Annotated in this window: 14 protein-coding genes; 9 read left to right on the forward strand and 5 right to left on the reverse strand. The window is 73.5% G+C overall.

The genetic code is table 11. The features are described from left to right. Positions 1 to 84 precede the first annotated feature (84 nt). The 6 genes from ACLQ2R_RS24285 to ACLQ2R_RS24310 all read left to right on the forward strand — a co-directional run bounded on the left by ACLQ2R_RS24285 (position 85) and on the right by ACLQ2R_RS24310 (position 6,168). Positions 85 to 522: an SRPBCC family protein gene (locus tag ACLQ2R_RS24285; protein ID WP_425962815.1), complete on the forward strand. Its 438-nt coding sequence runs from the start codon at positions 85 to 87 to the stop codon at positions 520 to 522. Between the two features lie 46 nt (positions 523 to 568). Then, the gene (locus ACLQ2R_RS24290) at positions 569 to 1,741 is read left to right on the forward strand and encodes an ArsA family ATPase (RefSeq protein ID WP_425962816.1); all 1,173 of its coding nucleotides are present in this window, start codon (positions 569 to 571) and stop codon (positions 1,739 to 1,741) included. Positions 1,742 to 1,910: 169 nt separating this feature from the next. Next, complete coding sequence (locus tag ACLQ2R_RS24295) at positions 1,911 to 3,110, forward strand: hypothetical protein (protein ID WP_425962817.1); 1,200 nt, start codon at positions 1,911 to 1,913, stop codon at positions 3,108 to 3,110. A gap of 26 nt (positions 3,111 to 3,136) precedes the next feature. After that, positions 3,137 to 4,078 (forward strand): ROK family glucokinase, encoded by a 942-nt coding sequence (locus tag ACLQ2R_RS24300; RefSeq protein WP_425962818.1) that lies wholly within the window; start codon positions 3,137 to 3,139, stop codon positions 4,076 to 4,078. 206 nt (positions 4,079 to 4,284) lie between these two features. After that, positions 4,285 to 5,037 carry an endonuclease/exonuclease/phosphatase family protein gene (locus ACLQ2R_RS24305; protein WP_425962819.1) on the forward strand — a complete coding sequence of 251 codons (753 nt, stop codon included), beginning with the start codon at positions 4,285 to 4,287 and terminating at the stop codon, positions 5,035 to 5,037. Positions 5,038 to 5,040: 3 nt separating this feature from the next. After that, a complete protein-coding gene (locus ACLQ2R_RS24310; RefSeq protein ID WP_425962820.1) occupies positions 5,041 to 6,168 on the forward strand; it encodes a hypothetical protein in 1,128 nt (375 codons plus the stop codon). Positions 6,169 to 6,276: 108 nt separating this feature from the next. Here the strand turns inward: ACLQ2R_RS24310 and ACLQ2R_RS24315 are convergent, their stop codons facing one another. Next, complete coding sequence (locus ACLQ2R_RS24315; protein ID WP_425962822.1) at positions 6,277 to 6,810, reverse strand: hypothetical protein; 534 nt, start codon at positions 6,808 to 6,810, stop codon at positions 6,277 to 6,279. Between the two features lie 67 nt (positions 6,811 to 6,877). Then, positions 6,878 to 7,642 carry an alpha/beta hydrolase gene (locus ACLQ2R_RS24320; protein ID WP_425962823.1) on the reverse strand — a complete coding sequence of 255 codons (765 nt, stop codon included), beginning with the start codon at positions 7,640 to 7,642 and terminating at the stop codon, positions 6,878 to 6,880. 148 nt (positions 7,643 to 7,790) lie between these two features. Here ACLQ2R_RS24320 and ACLQ2R_RS24325 point away from each other — a divergent pair, with 148 nt between their 5' ends. Beyond that, a complete protein-coding gene (locus ACLQ2R_RS24325) occupies positions 7,791 to 8,576 on the forward strand; it encodes a lysophospholipid acyltransferase family protein (protein WP_425962824.1) in 786 nt (261 codons plus the stop codon). A 114-nt stretch (positions 8,577 to 8,690) separates the two neighbouring features. Here ACLQ2R_RS24325 and ACLQ2R_RS24330 read toward each other — a convergent pair whose 3' ends face one another. Together ACLQ2R_RS24330 and ACLQ2R_RS24335 are read right to left on the reverse strand one after the other, a co-directional pair. Beyond that, on the reverse strand, positions 8,691 to 9,698 hold the full coding sequence (locus tag ACLQ2R_RS24330; RefSeq protein ID WP_425962826.1) for a LacI family DNA-binding transcriptional regulator: 1,008 nt from the start codon (positions 9,696 to 9,698) through the stop codon (positions 8,691 to 8,693). A 254-nt stretch (positions 9,699 to 9,952) separates the two neighbouring features. After that, positions 9,953 to 10,921 carry an acetylxylan esterase gene (locus ACLQ2R_RS24335; protein ID WP_425962828.1) on the reverse strand — a complete coding sequence of 323 codons (969 nt, stop codon included), beginning with the start codon at positions 10,919 to 10,921 and terminating at the stop codon, positions 9,953 to 9,955. Positions 10,922 to 11,223: 302 nt separating this feature from the next. Here ACLQ2R_RS24335 and ACLQ2R_RS24340 point away from each other — a divergent pair, with 302 nt between their 5' ends. Together ACLQ2R_RS24340 and ACLQ2R_RS24345 are read left to right on the forward strand one after the other, a co-directional pair. Next, positions 11,224 to 13,326 carry a bifunctional aldolase/short-chain dehydrogenase gene (locus ACLQ2R_RS24340; protein WP_425962829.1) on the forward strand — a complete coding sequence of 701 codons (2,103 nt, stop codon included), beginning with the start codon at positions 11,224 to 11,226 and terminating at the stop codon, positions 13,324 to 13,326. Between the two features lie 59 nt (positions 13,327 to 13,385). Beyond that, complete coding sequence (locus ACLQ2R_RS24345; RefSeq protein WP_425962831.1) at positions 13,386 to 14,897, forward strand: rhamnulokinase; 1,512 nt, start codon at positions 13,386 to 13,388, stop codon at positions 14,895 to 14,897. Between the two features lie 173 nt (positions 14,898 to 15,070). On the opposite strand, the gene mmuM is transcribed toward ACLQ2R_RS24345, so the two are convergent. Next, a complete protein-coding gene (mmuM, locus tag ACLQ2R_RS24350) occupies positions 15,071 to 15,928 on the reverse strand; it encodes a homocysteine S-methyltransferase (RefSeq protein WP_425962832.1) in 858 nt (285 codons plus the stop codon). Positions 15,929 to 16,274 lie beyond the last annotated feature (346 nt).

Below are 16,274 nucleotides of genomic sequence, written 5' to 3' on the forward strand. Positions count from 1 at the left end.
CGCCCGGCGCACGTCCCGGAACGGCGGGCGCGCCCGGCACGGCGAGGACGTACACGGACGATCGTGAGGCAGTACGCTCGGCCCATGGCTGATCGCACCACCTCCAGCATCACGATCGGCGCGGACCGGTCGACCGTCATGGCGGTCATCGCCGACTTCCCCTCCTACCCCGGGTGGGCCGGCCAGGTGAAGGCCGCCAGGGTCCTGTCCGAGGGGGCGGACGGGCGGCCGGAGACGGTCCGCTTCGTCCTCGACGCGGGCGTCATCAACGACGAGTACACCCTCCGCTACACCTGGCACGGTGACGAGTCCGTCGACTGGGTCATCGCCGAGGCCGGGAAGATGGTCTCCGGGCTCACCGGGAGCTACCGTCTCGCCGAGGTGGGCGGCGGCACCGAGGTGACCTACGAGCTCGCCGTCGACCTCAAGGTCCCGATGATCGGAATGATCAAACGCAAGGCCGAGAAGGTCATCATCGACACCGCCCTGAAGGGGCTGAAGAAGCGCGTCGAAACGTCATGACGGGCCCGGCCGCCGGACGCGGTCCGGTGCCGTCCCGGGAGGCGTCGTGAGCCGGATCCTGCTCTTCACCGGCAAGGGCGGGGTCGGCAAGACGACGGCCGCCGCGGCCACGGCCACCCTGGCCGCCCGGTTGGGACTCAAGACGCTGGTGGTCTCCACCGACACCGCCCACTCGCTGGCCGACGCCCTCGGCGTGCGGGTCGGCGGCGAGCCCACCGAGATCGCGCCCGGTCTCTCCCTGCACCAGGTCGACACCCAGCGTGCGCTGGAGCGCCAGTGGGGCGAGCTGCGCGACTACGCCAGGGGCCTGTTCGCCGAGCTCGGCCTCGACGAGGTCACCGCCGAGGAGATCACGGTCCTGCCCGGCGCCGAGGAGGTCATCGCGCTGCTGGAGCTGCGCGAGCAGGCGCGCACCGGGCTGTGGGACGTCATCGTCATCGACTGCGCCCCGACCGCCGAGACGCTCCGGCTGCTGGCCCTGCCCGAGGCGCTCGACTGGCACGTGAGCCGGCTGCTGCCCGTCGGCAGGCGGCTGCTGCGCACCCTGTCCCCGCTGGTCCGCCACCTGGCGCAGGTCAGCGTGCCCGAGGACCACGTGATCGGGGCCGGGGAACGGCTCCACCGGGGCCTGATGGAGGTGCGCGAGCTGCTCACCGGGCCCGGCGCGAGCGTCCGGCTGGTGCTCACCCCCGAGGCCGTCGTGCTCGCCGAGGCCCGCCGTACCCTCACCTCCCTCAGCCTGTACGGCTACCGGGTCGACGCGGTGATCGCCAACCGGGTCTTCCCCTCCGAGGGGGCCGACCCGTGGCGGCGGCGGTGGGTGGACGCCCAGGCCCGTCATCTGGCCGAGGTGGAGGAGTCCTTCGCGCCGCTGCCCGTGCGGATCGTCCCCTACCTGGAGACCGAGCCTGTGGGCCTGGAGGCCCTCGCCCGCGTGGCCGGGGCCATGTACGGCGAGAGCGACCCCTTCGCCCCGCCCGCCGTCGACGCGCCGCTGCGGATCACCGCCGAGGGCGAGCTGATCCTGGCCCTGCCGCTCGCGGACAAGGAGGACGTCGACCTGTCGCGCAAGGGCGACGAGCTGATCGTCAACGCGGGCTCCTACCGCCGGATCCTGGCCCTGCCCGCCGCGCTGGCCCGCAGGCCGGTACGCGACGCCGCGCTCCGAGATGGCTTTCTCCGGGTACGGTTCGAATCGGGAGGGCCTGATGACCGATAATACGAACGACGAAGAGAAGACCCCTGTATCACGTACGCCCGGTAAGCCGGGCACGCCGGGCAAGCCGCGTGCGCCCCGAAGGCCGGGGAAGACCGCCGCGTCCGCCGCGTCCGCCACGTCCGCCGTTCAGGACGCCGGTGCGGCCGGGGTTCCCGAGCCCGGGGCGCCGGTGGAGGTGCCGGAACCCGCCGCCCGGGCCGACGCGCCCGCCAAGGGCACCGCCCGGGCCAAGGGCGCCGGGCAAGCCGCTAAGGGAACCCGCAGGTCCGAGAGCGCGAAGCAGACCGAGAGTGCGAAGCAGGCGAAGAGCACGAAGCAGCCCAAGAGCACGGAACCGGCCGAAAGCGCGAAGCGGGCCGGGAGCACGGAACCGGTCGAGAGCGTGAAGCAGGCCGAGGGCACGGGATCGGCCGAGAGCGTGAAGCAGGCCAAGAACACGGGATCGGCCGAGAGCGTGAAGCAGGCCGAGGGCACGGGACCGGCCGGGAGCGCCAAGCGGGCCAAGAGCGTGAAGCGGGCCGAGAGCGCGGAACCGGCAGAGGGTGTGAAGAAGGCCGGGAGCGCGGGACCGGCCCGGAGCGCCGCTCAGGGCGAGGACTCCGTACCGGCCCAGGATTCGGCCCAGGATTCCGCCCAGGAGGAGCGGGCCGGGAGCGCCGCACGTGACGCGCGCGCCGAGTGGTTCGAGCGTGCCGAGCGGGCCCGGCGCGAGGAGCGGGCCGCGCAGGTCCCGTGGAGCTGGCCCGGACGGCGCGACGACCGCCCGGAACCGGACGAGCGCGCCCGGGCCGGAAGCGCCCAGGCGGGAGGCGGCCAGGCCGGAAGCGGCGGGGACGAGCGGGCCCGGGACGAGCGCGTCAGGGACGTGCGGAGCCGGAGCGAGCGGGGCCGGGACGAGCGGGGCCGGGACGAGCGCGTCCATGCCCGGGGAGTCGGGGAGGACCGCGCCGGGGACACCGGCAAGGACCCGCTGAGCGCCGCCGGCGAGGAGGCGTTCAAGCTCTTCGAGACCCTGCAGCAGAAGGCCACCAGGGAACTGCGCAAGAATCTGATCAAGGGCAGCATGACCGGGCTCGGCGGCGCCTTCTCCGGGGGCGGCCGGGGCAGGGAGCGCGACGTGTGGGAGGAGGCGGTCTCCGATCACGAGGAGTACATCTGCCGCGCCTGCCCGGTCTGCCGCGCGATGGCGGCGCAGCGCGAGTCCGGCGGGGCGGCGGTCACCGACCACCTCCTGCAGGCCGGGACCGAGCTGTTCGCCGCCTTCAAGTCGGCCGTCGACGGGATCGGCAGGCCCGCGTCCGGAGATCGGACACGGGAGCGCGAACGCGAACGCGAGGACACCCCCGTGGAGCACATCGACCTGGGGTGAGCCCAGGGGGAGAGGAAGAACGGACAATGGCGCTGACCATCGGCGTGGACATCGGCGGTACGAAGGTCGCGGCGGGAGTCGTCGACGAGGACGGCAAGATCGTCGCGAACCTTCTGCGGCCCACCCCGGCGGAGGACCCGGACCGGGTCGCCCACACGATCGGTGAGGTGATCCTGGAACTCGCCGAGGGCCGGGAGATCGAGGCCGTCGGCCTCGGTGCCGCCGGATTCGTCGACGAGACCCGGTCCGTCGTCCGGTTCGCCCCCAACCTCGCCTGGCGTGAGGAGCCCCTGCAGGAGAAGGTCTCCGACATGGTCGGCCTGCCGGTGGTGGTGGAGAACGACGCCAACGCGATGGCGTGGGGCGAGGCGAGGTTCGGCGCCGGTCGCGGCGAGACCCACGTGGTGTGCGTGACCGTCGGCACCGGCATCGGCGGCGGCCTGGTGTTCGAGGGCTCGCTCTACCGGGGCCGCTGGGGCATGGGCGCCGAGCTGGGCCACATGCAGGTGGTCCCCGAGGGGCGCCAGTGCGGGTGCGGCAACCTCGGCTGCTGGGAGCAGTACGCCAGCGGCAGCGCCCTGGTCAACGAGGCCAGGAGGATCGCCGAGGCCGACCCGGAGCGGGCCGCCACGCTCCTGAAGATCGCCGGAACCCCCGAGCAGATCGAGGGCCAGGAGATCACCGACGCCGCCCGGCAGGGGGACCCGGCCGCGCTGGCCGCGTTCGCCTCGATCGGTCACTGGCTCGGACAGGGACTGGCCGATCTCGCGGCCGTCCTCGACCCGGGGTGCTTCATCCTCGGCGGCGGCGTCTCGCGCGCCGCGGACCTGTGGATCGACAAGGCCAGGGAGTCCTTCGCCACCCACCTGAGCGGCCGCGGACACCGGCCGCTGGCCGACATCCGCCCCGCCGAGCTCGGCGCCTCGGCGGGCCTGGTGGGCGCCGCGGACCTGGCCCGCAGGCGCTGACCCGGGGCCTCGGGCCCGGTAGGCGTGCGCTGGCCCGGGGCCCGGGCCCGGTGCGCGGGCGCCGGCCCGGGGCCTCGGCCCCGGTCCGCGGGCGCTGACCGGGGCCTCCGCCGGACGAAGGGCGAATCCCCGCATCCGCGGGTATGGGTCCGCCTCGCCGGGGTACCCGTCGTGGGGCCGTGGGTCGCGGCGTGTCCTGAGGTGAGGTGACCGTGGTGCTGAGGATCGCCAGCTACAACGTGCGTTCGATGAAGGACGACCAGGCGGCGCTGGAGCGGGTGGTCTCCGCGCTCGGCGCCGACGTGCTCTGTGTGCAGGAGGCGCCCCGGTTCCTGTTCTGGCGCCGCAGGCGCAGGCGGCTGGCCGCCTTCGGCGGGCTGACCGTGGCCGCCGGGCGCCGCAGGGGCGGGGTCGCCGTGCTGACCGGCCCCGGGGTGCGCCTGCTGCACGGGGAGGGACGCCTGCTGGAGTCCTTCTTCCCGCTGGAGCGGCGCGCGGTCGCCGTCGCGGTGGTGGAGGCGCGGGGGCAGCGGGTCGCGGTCGGCTCCATCCACCTGGACCTCGACGAGAAGGCCCGCATGCGGCACGCGGCCGAGGCGTTCGCCGTCGTGCAGGAGGTGGCCGACCGGTTCGACGCGCTGCCGGTGCTGGCCGGGGACATCAACGAGCAGTCCGGCAGGCCGAGCTGGGATCACCTGGCCGAGCGGCTGACCGACTGCTACCCGGTCTCGCCCAGGGGCGACGGCTTCACGTTCCCGGCCAGGAACCCGCACAAGCGGATCGACGCGATCTTCGCGCGGGAGGGCCTGTCCGTGCTCTCCTGCGGCGGGGTCGAGGCCGACCCCGCCGATCTGGCCGCCGCCACCGACCACCTGCCGGTGATCGCCGAGCTGGAGGGCCCGCGCGGGTCAAGTGGGGAGACCGGCACACGGAGGGGCGACGAGCCCCGTACCATCTGATGCATGACCCGTCGCCTTCCGCGGCGTGCGCTGGTTGTCTGCGCGGGAGGCCTGCTCCTGCTGTCCTCGCACACGTTCCCGGTACACGCCGATCCCGTCAGCCCGCCCGAGGCCGGAGCCTGGCAGGCTCCGGTCAGCGCGGGCCTGAGCAGTGACGGGTCGCTCTCCGACGTGGTGGGCGTCTCGGCCACCAGCGTGTGGGCCGTGGGCCAGCAGAGCGTCTGGGACGTCTCGCGGAGCCGCGGTGCGATCACCCACTGGGACGGCTCGTCCTGGAACGAGGTCGGCATCCGCAACGACCCGACCGGTGCCGGGCTGCTCCGCTCGGTCGCCGCGGCCTCGGCCACCGAGCTGTGGGCCGTGGGCGAGGGGCACGACGACCTGCCGTACCTGGCCAGGGGCGACGGCTCGGCCTTCGTCAGGGTCACCCTCGACCGGCTGCACGCGGGCGACTGGCTGGGCGGGGTGGCGGCCGTCCCCGGCCGGATGGTGGCCGTCGGCCGTCGCGACAAGGTGCCGTTGATCGTGACCGGCACCGCCTCGAAGTGGAGGCTCACCCGGTTGCCCGACCACGGGACGCTGTCGGGGGTGGCGTTGTCGGGCAGGAACGACGGATGGGCGGTCGGCGACGCCGACGGCAGGCCGCTGGTGATGCGGCAGTCCGGCGGGCGCTGGAAGCCCTTCGCGATCCCCGACATCCCCGGCGGCTACCTGCGCGACATCCACCTGGACGGGCCGAAGCGGGCCCTGGCGGTCGGCGGCGTCCGGCGCGGGGCCGGGGGGACCGTCCCGCTGGCCCTGTCGTGGAACGGCAGGAAGTGGTCGCGGGTCTCCCTCCCCGAGGGGGACGTCCGCCTGTACGGGGTGACCGGCGACCGCAAGGGACGCTTCTGGATGTCCGGGACGGACCTGGAGCGGCCGGGCGCGGCCCTCCTGCTCCGCTACGACGGGCACCGGGTCAAGACGCTGCGCGGCCCCGAGGGCGCCGCGCCCCGGACGGTCAGGCTGCAGTCCGCGTCCTACCTGCCCGGCACCGGCACCGTGTGGACCGTCGGCCACGTGGTCGACGCCTCCGGCACGTACACCGACGTGATCGAACGGTTCGGCGGTCCGGAGCGCGCCAAGTCGTGACCCCGTCGGGCACCGTGACCGTGGTCGATCCCGTCCACCGGGAGCCGCGGCCGCGGGTGACCGGGACCGTCCGGCGGGTGTGGCCGGGCGGGGCGTGCGGTCCCGGGCTCAGATGACCGCGCCGTCGTCCCAGCCGGAGTCGTTGGGCGGCCCGTCGCCCATGCGGACCACCAGTGCCACGAACCCGCCGACGAACGCCGCGACCGCGGTGAACAGCATCCAGCCCTGGAGGTTCCAGTTGAGGGCGGCACTGAGCAGCAGGTAGGCGGGCCCGCCGAACAGGGCCGTCCAGGCGATCTTGGTGGTGGCGTCGGTCCTGGGCAGCGGGGGAGGGGGCGGGGGCACGTAGTGGCCCTCCCCGTCATCGCCGTCCTCGCCGGGGGAGTCCTCGTCGCCGGAGTCCTCACCGGCGGACCCCTCCGCGCCGGAACCGCCGCCCGGCCTGTCCAGGAGGTCGCCGGCCGGGTCGTCCTCACTGAGGAGGTCCTCCTCGTCCGACTGTTTGATCACCCGCCGCGGGGGCTCCGCGGGCAGGTTCTCGCTGTCCGGCCACGGCTGATCCGCCGAGTCGTGCCCGGCGGTGTCGTTGAAGGACGCGACGATCTGACGCCAGACCTCGTCCTCATCGCTTTGAGGTGTCACCTAGCTTGGCCCGTTGTTCATCGGCCGATCACTTTCTCCCGGAGACCGCGCCATCCCCCGCTCACGATCAGTCTCTCTGCAAGGGTACAGACGCGTTCGTCGTGATGAACTCCAGGCTCCCCGCAAAGATCCGATCCGCGTCGTTGTCGAGCGTCGCGACGTGATAGCTGTCGGACAGCTCCACCACATTCAGGTTCCCTCCGGTCAGCCTCTCCCGCAGAATACGCACACTCGCCGGTTTCACAACATGATCCTGGGGACTATGAAAAATCAGGATAGGTTGCGTGACCTTGTGCAGTTCCGACCGGGTCAGCGTCCAGAGCCGGAGCAGGCCCGCCGCGGCCTTGACGGGGGTGCGCGAGTAGCCGAGCTCGGTCGCCCCCTCCTTCTTGATGTCCCCCGCGACGCCCGGCACCGAGCTCACGAGGTACTTGAGCACGGGTGAGAGCCACAGCAGCGGCACGTCGTTGACCACCGAGGGGTTGACGACCACCACCCCCTTGATCCCGTCGCCGTGCACCTCGGCGAGGCGCAGCGCCATGCAGCCCCCCAGGGACAGCCCCATCACGAAGACCTCGTCGCACCGGCCGCGCAGGTCCGCCAGGGACTTGTCCAGCTCGGCGTACCAGTCCTCCCAGCGGGTGCGGTTCATCTCCTGCCAGGTCGTGCCGTGACCGGGCAGCCGGGGCAGCGCCACCGTCATGCCCGCCGCCGCCAGGTACTCGCCCCAGGGGCGGAGCGACTGCGGGGAACCGGTGAATCCGTGGCAGAGCAGGACGCCGATCCGTCCTCCCGCGTGGTGGTACGCCTCCGCACCGGGCATGACTGGCATCGTGGCTCCTTGTGAGGTTCGCCCGATCGTCGCACGACCGGGACGTGTTTTGCGAGGGGTCGTTTCGGGTGGTTCGGTGGGGTATGTGGGTGCGATCGGAAGTGGGAGGATAACTCCGGGTCCTCGCCCGCGACCGAAGGAGCGTCGAGTGTTCTACTGGGTGGTCAAAGCCGTCGTCGGGCCCCTGCTCCATCTGATCTTCCGCCCGTGGTCGGAGGGCGTGGACAACGTGCCGAAAGAGGGCCCGGTGATCCTCGCCGGCAACCATCTGTCGTTCGCCGACCACTTCTTCGGCGCGCTCTTCCTGCGGCGCAAGGTGATCTCCCTCGGCAAGTCCGACTACTTCACCGGCAGCGGCTTCAAGGGCCTGATGAGCAGGGCCTTCTTCAGCGGTGTCGGCACCGTCCCGATCGACCGCTCCGGCGGCAAGGCCAGCGAGGCGGCGCTGCGCACGGGCAAGCGCATCCTCGCCGAGGGCCAGGTGCTCGGTATCTACCCCGAGGGGACCCGCTCTCACGACGGCCGCCTCTACAAGGGCAAGACCGGCGTGGCCCGGCTGGCCCTGGAGGCGCGGGTGCCGGTCGTCCCGTGGGCGATGGTCAACACCTTCGAGATGATGCCCCCGGGCAGCGTCCTGCCCAGGCTGGGCCACGACCCGGGGGTGAGGTTCGGCAAGCCGCTCGACTTCTCCCGCTACCACGGGATGGAGGAGGACCGCCTGGTGCTGCGCGCCGTCACCGACGAGATCATGTACGCGCTGATGGAGCTCTCCGGCCAGGAGTACGTCGACAAGTACGCCGCGAGCGCCAAGGTCGAGGCCGCCCGCGCGGCCAAGGAGGCCAGGGAGATCGCGAAGAAGGAGGCCAGGGAGGCCGCCAGGGAGGCGTCCAAGGCCGCCAAGGAGGCCTCCAGGAAGGCCCGCAAGCACGACTGAGAGGCCGCGCGGACACCGCCGGGATCCTTTCCCCGGAAACCCCTCCGGGCCCCTCTGGGGCGGGACGAGGAGAGACGGGCCCTGTGGACCCGCAGGACCCGCAGGGCCCGCGCGTCAGCGGGTCGACTCGCGGACGATCAGCTCGGGCTGGAACGTGACCTGCTGGTGGGCGTGCGAGGCGGGGTTGTCGCACTCGTCCAGCAGCAGGTCGGTGGCGACCCGGCCCAGCCGGTGGGTCGGCTGCCGGATCGAGCTCAGCGACACCGCCGACGCCGACGCGAAGTCGATGTCGTCGTAGCCGATGAGGGAGACGTCCCCGGGCACCCGCACGCCCGCCTGGAGCAGGCCGCGCAGCATGCCGAGGGCCAGCAGGTCGTTGGCGCAGAACACGGCGTCGGGCAGCCGCCCCTCGGCGATCAGCTTCTCCGCCGCCTGCTGTCCCGACCGGGCGTTCATCTCGATCGTCTCGATCGTCTCCAGCGCCTCCGCGGGGTCGCGGCCCGCCGCGGCCAGGGCCTGCCCGGCGCCGATCAGGCGGTCGGCGCACTGGCGGACGGCCAGGGGGCCGGTGACGTAGGCGATCCGGGCGGGGCCGGACCCCAGCAGGTGGGTGACCGCCATCGAGCCGCCGGCGACGTCGTTGACCGCCACCGAGCACTGGTCGGCGCGCTCGGCGGGGTGGTCCACCAGGACCACGTTGATGCCGCGGTCCTTGAGCTGCCCGAGCCTGGTCAGGTCCGGCCCCGAGGGGGTGATGAGCACGCCCCTGACCCGCTGCTCGGCGAAGACCAGCAGGTTGCGCTCCTCCTTGAGACGGTCGCCCGAGGAGTTGCCCAGGATCACCGCGTACCCGCGCTCGCTGGCGACCTCCTCGACCCCGGCGGCCACGTCGGTGAAGAACGGGTTGCCGATGTCGATGACCGAGAGGCCGACGGTGCGGCTGTGCCCGGCGCGCAGGCTGGAGGCCGAGCCGTGGCGGACGAAACCGAGCTCGCGGATGGACTCCTCGACCCGCAGGCGGGTGGAGGTGGCCACCTTCTCGGGACGGTTGAGCACATTGGAGACGGTCCCGGGGGACACTCCGGCCCGCGCCGCGACTTCCTTGATGCTCACCGAACTCATGAGCATTCATTAAAACGTAACAACGTTCCGTGCGCCAGCCGGGACGATATCCCGCGCGCTTCCGGGGCTTTTGTATAAAACGTTTTTATGATAAAAGGAGCGACCGGCCCGGCTCGCGTCCTTCCCCCGCGGCCGGGTTTGCGCGCTTCACGCCCGGCCCGGCCGCCCCTGTACGCGGCCCGGTCCTGCCGGGCGCGCAGGGGCGGCTCCCGCCCTCCGCGACGGGCGGGGCGGTCGCCGGACCGGACCCGGGCTCAGCCCTCCAGCAGTCTCCTGGCGGTCCTGAGGTGTTCGGCGACCTGCTCGGACTCGCCCCCCTCGTGGCCGTTGAAGGCCCACACCCGGATGTCCTTGGGGCCCGCGTGGTGGTTGTAGGCGGCGAAGACCGTGGAGGCGGGGGTCACGCCGTCGCGCAGGCCGACCGAGAAGAGCGCCGGGGTGGTGTTGCGGGCCGCGAAGTTCACCCCGTCGAAGTGGTCGAGGGTGGCGAAGACCTCCTCGACCCGGTGACGGTGGCTCTTGAGGAACCGGCCGAGCTCGCCGTACGGGTCCTCGTCGGTGATCACGGCGGCGCGCCGGATGTGGGACATGAACGGCACGTCGACGAAGGCGAAGAGCAGGTCACCGACCAGCGCGCTCACCGCCAGCGCCAGGGCGCCCCCCTGGCTGCCGCCGGAGACGACGACGCGGGAGGCGTCCACCAGCGGGTGGGCGCGGGCGGCCTCGACCGCCCGGACCCCGTCGGTGTACAGGCGCCGGTAGTAGTAGTCGTCGGGGGAGGACACGCCCTGGGTGAGCTTGCCGCTGACCTGCGGGCCGGTCCCGCCCACCGGGTCGGGGGTGTCGCCGGTGCGCCAGCCGCCGCCCTGCCCGCGCGAGTCCATGACCAGGACCGCCCATCCGGCCGCGGGCCAGGTGAGCCAGTCGTGCGGCAGGCCGCGGCCGCCGTTGTAGCCGATGTACTGCACCACGCAGGGCAGCGGCCCGGTGGCGGTGGCGGGCAGCAGCAGCCAGCCCCTGATCTCGTGCCCGCCGAACCCCGCGTAGCGGACGTCGAGGCAGCGCACCAGGGACAGGTCCGTCTCGACCTCGGTGAAGACGGCGTTCAGGTCGTGCTCGCGGGTCTCGGCCAGCGTCCTGGCCCAGAAGGCGTCGAACCCGTCAGGTTCGCGGCGCTCGGGCCGGTAGTCCAGGAGCTGGTCCAGCGGCATGTCGACGAACAAGGCATCTCCCCGGGTCGGGACGGCGCGCGGCGGCCTGAGGCGGGACCGGCCGGTCGCCCGTGGGGTGGCCGGTCGCCGATCCCCGGCCGCCGGGTGGCAGGTCGGTGGCAGGTCTGTGGCGGGCCGGACCTCGGTGGCCGGCCGGTGACCACCGTAGGGCGCCGCCCTCGCACGTGCCAGGGTGGGTACGGGTGGTAAAAACGCAGCAATTCAGTAATCCCGCCCGGCGGCGTTGACAGTTCCGGACGTGCCGCGTAACTTCGTCATCGCTATTAAAACGTTTTTAACCCCTGCTCGCGGCGGTGCACCCGCGTTCCGGCGCGCCGCCGGACGGGCGGTGGGCACACGAGTGGGGAGATGTCATGACGTCGCCGGTTGAGGACCTCCTGCAGCGGTCGCGCACGCTGGGAGCCGACCCGCGGAACACGAACTTCGCGGGCGGGAACACCTCGGCCAAGGGGGCGGTGACCGACCCGGTGACCGGGGAGCCCGCCGAGGTCATGTGGGTGAAGGGCTCCGGGGGGGACCTGGGCACGCTCACCGAGCGGGGACTGGCGGTGCTCCGGCTGGACCGGCTGCGGGCGCTGACCGGGGTGTACCCGGGCGTCGGGCGCGAGGACGAGATGGTCGCGGCCTTCGGTTTCTGCGCCTTCGGCCCCGGGGGCGCGGCCCCGTCGATCGACACCGCGATGCACGGCCTGGTGGACGCCGCGCACGTGGACCACCTGCACCCGGACGCGGGCATCGCGATCGCCACCGCCGCCGACGGCGAGGACCTGACCGCGCGGATCTTCGGCGAGCGGGTCGTGTGGGTGCCCTGGCGGCGTCCCGGCTTCCAGCTCGGCCTGGACATCGCGGCCGTCAGGGCCGCCAACCCCGCCGCGATCGGCTGCGTCCTGGGCGGGCACGGCATCACCGCCTGGGGCGACACCTCGGCCGGGTGCGAGGCCAACTCGCTGGAGATCATCCGTACCGCGGAGGCGTACATCGCCGAGCACGGCCGCGCCGAGCCGTTCGGACCGGTGCTTCAGGGGTACGAGCCGCTGGAGGCGGCGGCGCGGACCGGACGGGCGGCGGCGCTGTTCCCGGTGATCCGGGGCCTGGCCTCGACGGACGCCCCGCAGGTCGGCCACCACAGCGCCACCGGCGAGGTGCTGGACTTCCTGTCGCGCGAGCGCCACCCCGCGCTGGCGGCGCTGGGCACCTCCTGCCCCGACCACTTCCTGCGCACCAAGGTGGCCCCGCTGGTGGTGGACCTGCCCGCGGCCGCGCCCCTGGAGGACGTGATCGCCCGGCTGCGGGAGCTGCACGCCGCCTACCGCGAGGAGTACGCGGCCTACTACCGGCGGCACGCGAACGAGGACTCGCCCGCGATGCGCGGGGCCGACCCGGCGATCGTGCTGGTGCCCGGGGTCGGCATGTTCTCCTTCGGCAGGGACAAGCAGACCGCGCGGGTGGCCGGGGAGTTCTACGTCAACGCGATCAACGTGATGCGCGGCGCCGAGGCCCTGTCGTCGTACGCGCCGATCGAGGAGGGCGAGAAGTTCCGCATCGAGTACTGGGAGCTGGAGGAGGCCAAGCTGCGCCGGATGCCCCCGCCCCGGCCGCTGGCCACCCGGGTGGCGCTGGTGACCGGCGGAGGGTCCGGCATCGGCGCGGCGACCGCGCGCAGGCTGGCCGCCGAGGGGGCCTGCGTGGTGGTGGCCGACCGTGACCTGGACGCCGCCCGCGCGGTGGCCGGGGAGCTGGGCGCGGGCGCGTACCGGCCCGAGGACGTCGCGGTGGCGGTGCGGGCCGACGTCACCGACGAGGAGCAGGTCGGCGCCGCGCTGCGGGAGGCCGTGCTGGCGTTCGGCGGGGTGGACCTGGTGGTCAACAACGCCGGGCTGTCGCTGTCGCGCTCGCTGCTGGAGACCACGGTGGCCGACTGGGACCTGCAGCACGACGTGATGGCCCGCGGCTCGTTCCTGGTCTCCCGTGAGAGCGCCCGGGTGATGATCGCCCAGGGCATGGGCGGGGAGATCGTGTACATCTCCTCGAAGAACGCGGTGTTCGCCGGGCCGAACAACGTGGCCTACGGCGCGGCCAAGGCCGACCAGGCCCACCAGGTGCGGCTGCTCGCGGCCGAGCTGGGCGGGTACGGCATCCGGGTCAACGGGATCAACCCCGACGGGGTGGTGCGCGGCTCGGGCATCTTCGCCTCCGGCTGGGGCGCCAACCGGGCGGCGGTCTACGGGGTGGAGGAGGAGAAGCTGGGCGAGTTCTACGCGCAGCGCACGCTGCTCAAGCGCGAGGTACTGCCCGAGCACGTGGCCGGGGCGGTCTTCCAGCTCACCCAGCTGACCCGGACCACCGGCCTGCACATCCCGGTCGACGCGGGCGTCGCCGCCGCCTTCCTGCGCTGACCCGGTCCGCCCTCCCCGCGCCGGCAGGGCGCGGCGGACGTACCCCGAGAGGAGCTTGCATGCAGTCGGCACCGGGGACCCGGCGGTACGCCGCGGTCGACCTCGGCGCGTCGAGCGGGCGGGTGGTGGTGGCCGAGATCGGGCCCGGCACCCTCGACCTGCGCGAGGTGCACCGTTTCGCGAACGTGCCCGTCCGGGCCGGCGGCACGCTGTACTGGGACATCCTGCGCATCTACCGGGGCGTGCTGGACGGCCTGCGCGCGGCCGGGCCCGTGGACGGCATCGGGATCGACTCCTGGGCCGTCGACTACGGGCTGCTGGACGAGCGCGGCGCGCTGCTCGGCAACCCCGTGCACTACCGCGACGCGCGCACCGAGCACGCGAACAGCGACGTCCCCTTCGAGGAGCTGTACGCCCGCACCGGCATCGCCCGACAGCCGTTCAACACGATCCACCAGCTCGCCGCCGAGCCCCGGCTGGCCACGGCCGCGACGCTGCTGCTCATCCCCGACCTGATCGCGTACTGGCTGACCGGAGAGATCGGCGCGGAGCTGACCAACGCCTCCACCACCCAGCTGCTGGACGCCAGGACCCGCGAGTGGGACCCGGCGCTGGCCGCACGTCTCGGCCCCGCGGCCGCGATCCTGCCGCCGATCCGGCGCCCCGGCGAGGTGATCGGCCCGCTGCTGCCCGAGGTGGCGGCCGAGATCGGGATGCCGGCGGCCACCCGGGTCATCGCGGTCGGCTCCCACGACACCGCCTCGGCGGTGGCCGCGGTCCCCGCCGCCGACGGGCGGTTCGCCTACATCTCCTGCGGCACCTGGTCGCTGGTCGGCGTCGAGCTGGACCAGCCCATGATCAGCGAGGAGGGGCGCAGGGCCAACTTCACCAACGAGGCGGGCATCGACGGCACCGTGCGCTACCTGCGCAACGTCACCGGCCTCTGGCCGCTGCAGGAGTGCGTCCGCGTCTGGTCCTCGGCCGTTCCCGCGGATCCGGCCGCCCCGGCACCCCCCGGCGCCTCCACGACGGGGGCGCCGGGGCCGGGCGGGCCGGTGGACCTGGCGGGGTTGCTGGAGCAGGCGGCGCGCGAGGAACCGTTCCGGTCGGTGGTGGACGCCGACGACCCGATCTTCCACGCCCCCGGCGACATGCCGGCACGCATCGCCGACGTCTGCCGTCGCAGCGGGCAGCCCGTCCCGGACACCCGGGCGCGGACGGTGCGCTGCGTGGTCGACTCCCTGGCCCTGGCCCACCGGGCCGCGATCGGTGAGGCCCTGCGGCTCACCGGGCGGGCGGTGGACACCGTGCACATCGTCGGCGGAGGCTCCCGCAACGCCCTCCTGTGCCGGCTCACCGCCGACGCGTGCGGCCTCCCCGTGGTGGCGGGCCCGGTCGAGGCCACCTCGATCGGCAACGTCCTCGTCCAGGCCAGGGCCGACGGGGCCGTCTCCGGCACGCTGACGGACCTGCGCGCCCTGATCCGGCGCGGCCGGCCGCTGGAGCGCTACGAACCTCGTCCCGGGGCGGTGATCCCGGAGGTGGGGAGGTTCGGCCGGTCGGCGGGGTGATCCCCGGTCGCTTCGTCGACGGGTGTCACCCGTTCGCGCCGGTGGCGGGTGATCCCCGTTCGCGCCGGTGGCGGGCGATCCCGTCCGCGCCGGTGGTGGGTGATCACCCGTTCGCGCCGTCGACGGGTGATCCCCGGTCGTGCCGGTGACCGGTCAGGTCGCTCCGGTGAACCTCAGGTGAGGTGGGCGCGGATCTGGCGGATGTGCTCGGGAGTGGTACGGCAGCAGCCGCCCACGAAGGCCGCCCCGGCCGCGTTCCACCGGGCGGCGGCCTCGCCGAACTCCGCCGGGTCGGCCAGGCCCAGCCAGCGCCGCTCACCCGAGTCCCACACCTCGCCCGAGTTGGGGTAGGCCATGGTGGGCTTGCCCTTGACCTGTGAGATCAGGCTGAGCACGTGGCGCGGCGCCGTGCAGTTGACCCCGACCGCGATCACCTGCGGGTTGCCCGCGAACAGCCGGGCCGCCTTCCTGAGCGGGGTGCCGTCGTTGATGTGCTCGCCGTCGCGGCAGGAGAAGCTCACCCACGCCCGCATCTCCGGCGTCTCGGCGAGCAGCCGCCGCAGCGCCCTGGCCTCGGCGTAGGACGGGATGGTCTCGCAGGCCAGCAGGTCGGCCTCGCTGTCGGCCAGGATCTGCCAGCGGTCACGGTGCCAGTCGACCAGGCCGTCCTCGTCGAGGTCGTAGTCGCCGGTGTACTCGGCGCCGTTGGCCAGGTAGGCGCCGTACGGGCCGACGCTGGCCGCCACCGTGCCGGAGCCGTGGGCGTCCCTGGCCTGGGCGGCCAGGTGCACCGAGAGCATGATCAGGTCTTCGGCCTCGGTGGCGCTCAGCCCCCGGCGCATGAAGGCCGGGATGCTGGCCTGGTAGCTCGCCGTTATCGCCACCTCGGCGCCCGCCGCGAAGTAGTCGAGGTGCGCCTGCCGGATCACGGCGGGGTCCTCCAGCAGGAGTCTCGCCGACCAGAGGTCGTCTCGCAGGTCCGCGCCCAGCTCCTCCAGGTGGGTGGCCAGGCCGCCGTCCAGAATCACCATCCCGCCACTTTATGTGGAGCGGCCCGGCCCGAAAGCCCTCTTCTCCCGGCCTCGGCCTCGCCCTCCGCCCGTGTCGAGGCCTTCGCCGTCTCCCGCTTCCCGCCATCGGTCCCGGGCCTTCATCGGTCCCGGGCCTTCACCCGCCGGGCCCGGAGTTCCGGGCTTTCGTCAGGCAGCGAGTCCGGAACCCGGGGCTTTCGCCCGGCCCGGGTCCGGAACCCCGGGTCCTCACCGGGCCCGGGTCCGGAACCCCGGGTCCTCACCGGGCCCGGGTCCGGAACCCCGGGTCTTCGCCCGGCCCGGAGCGCGCGCGGGGCGGGCGAGCCCCGCGGCGGCGGGGGGCGCG

The organism is Streptosporangium sp. DT93 (assembly GCF_049844535.1).
Lineage (GTDB): Bacteria > Actinomycetota > Actinomycetes > Streptosporangiales > Streptosporangiaceae > Streptosporangium.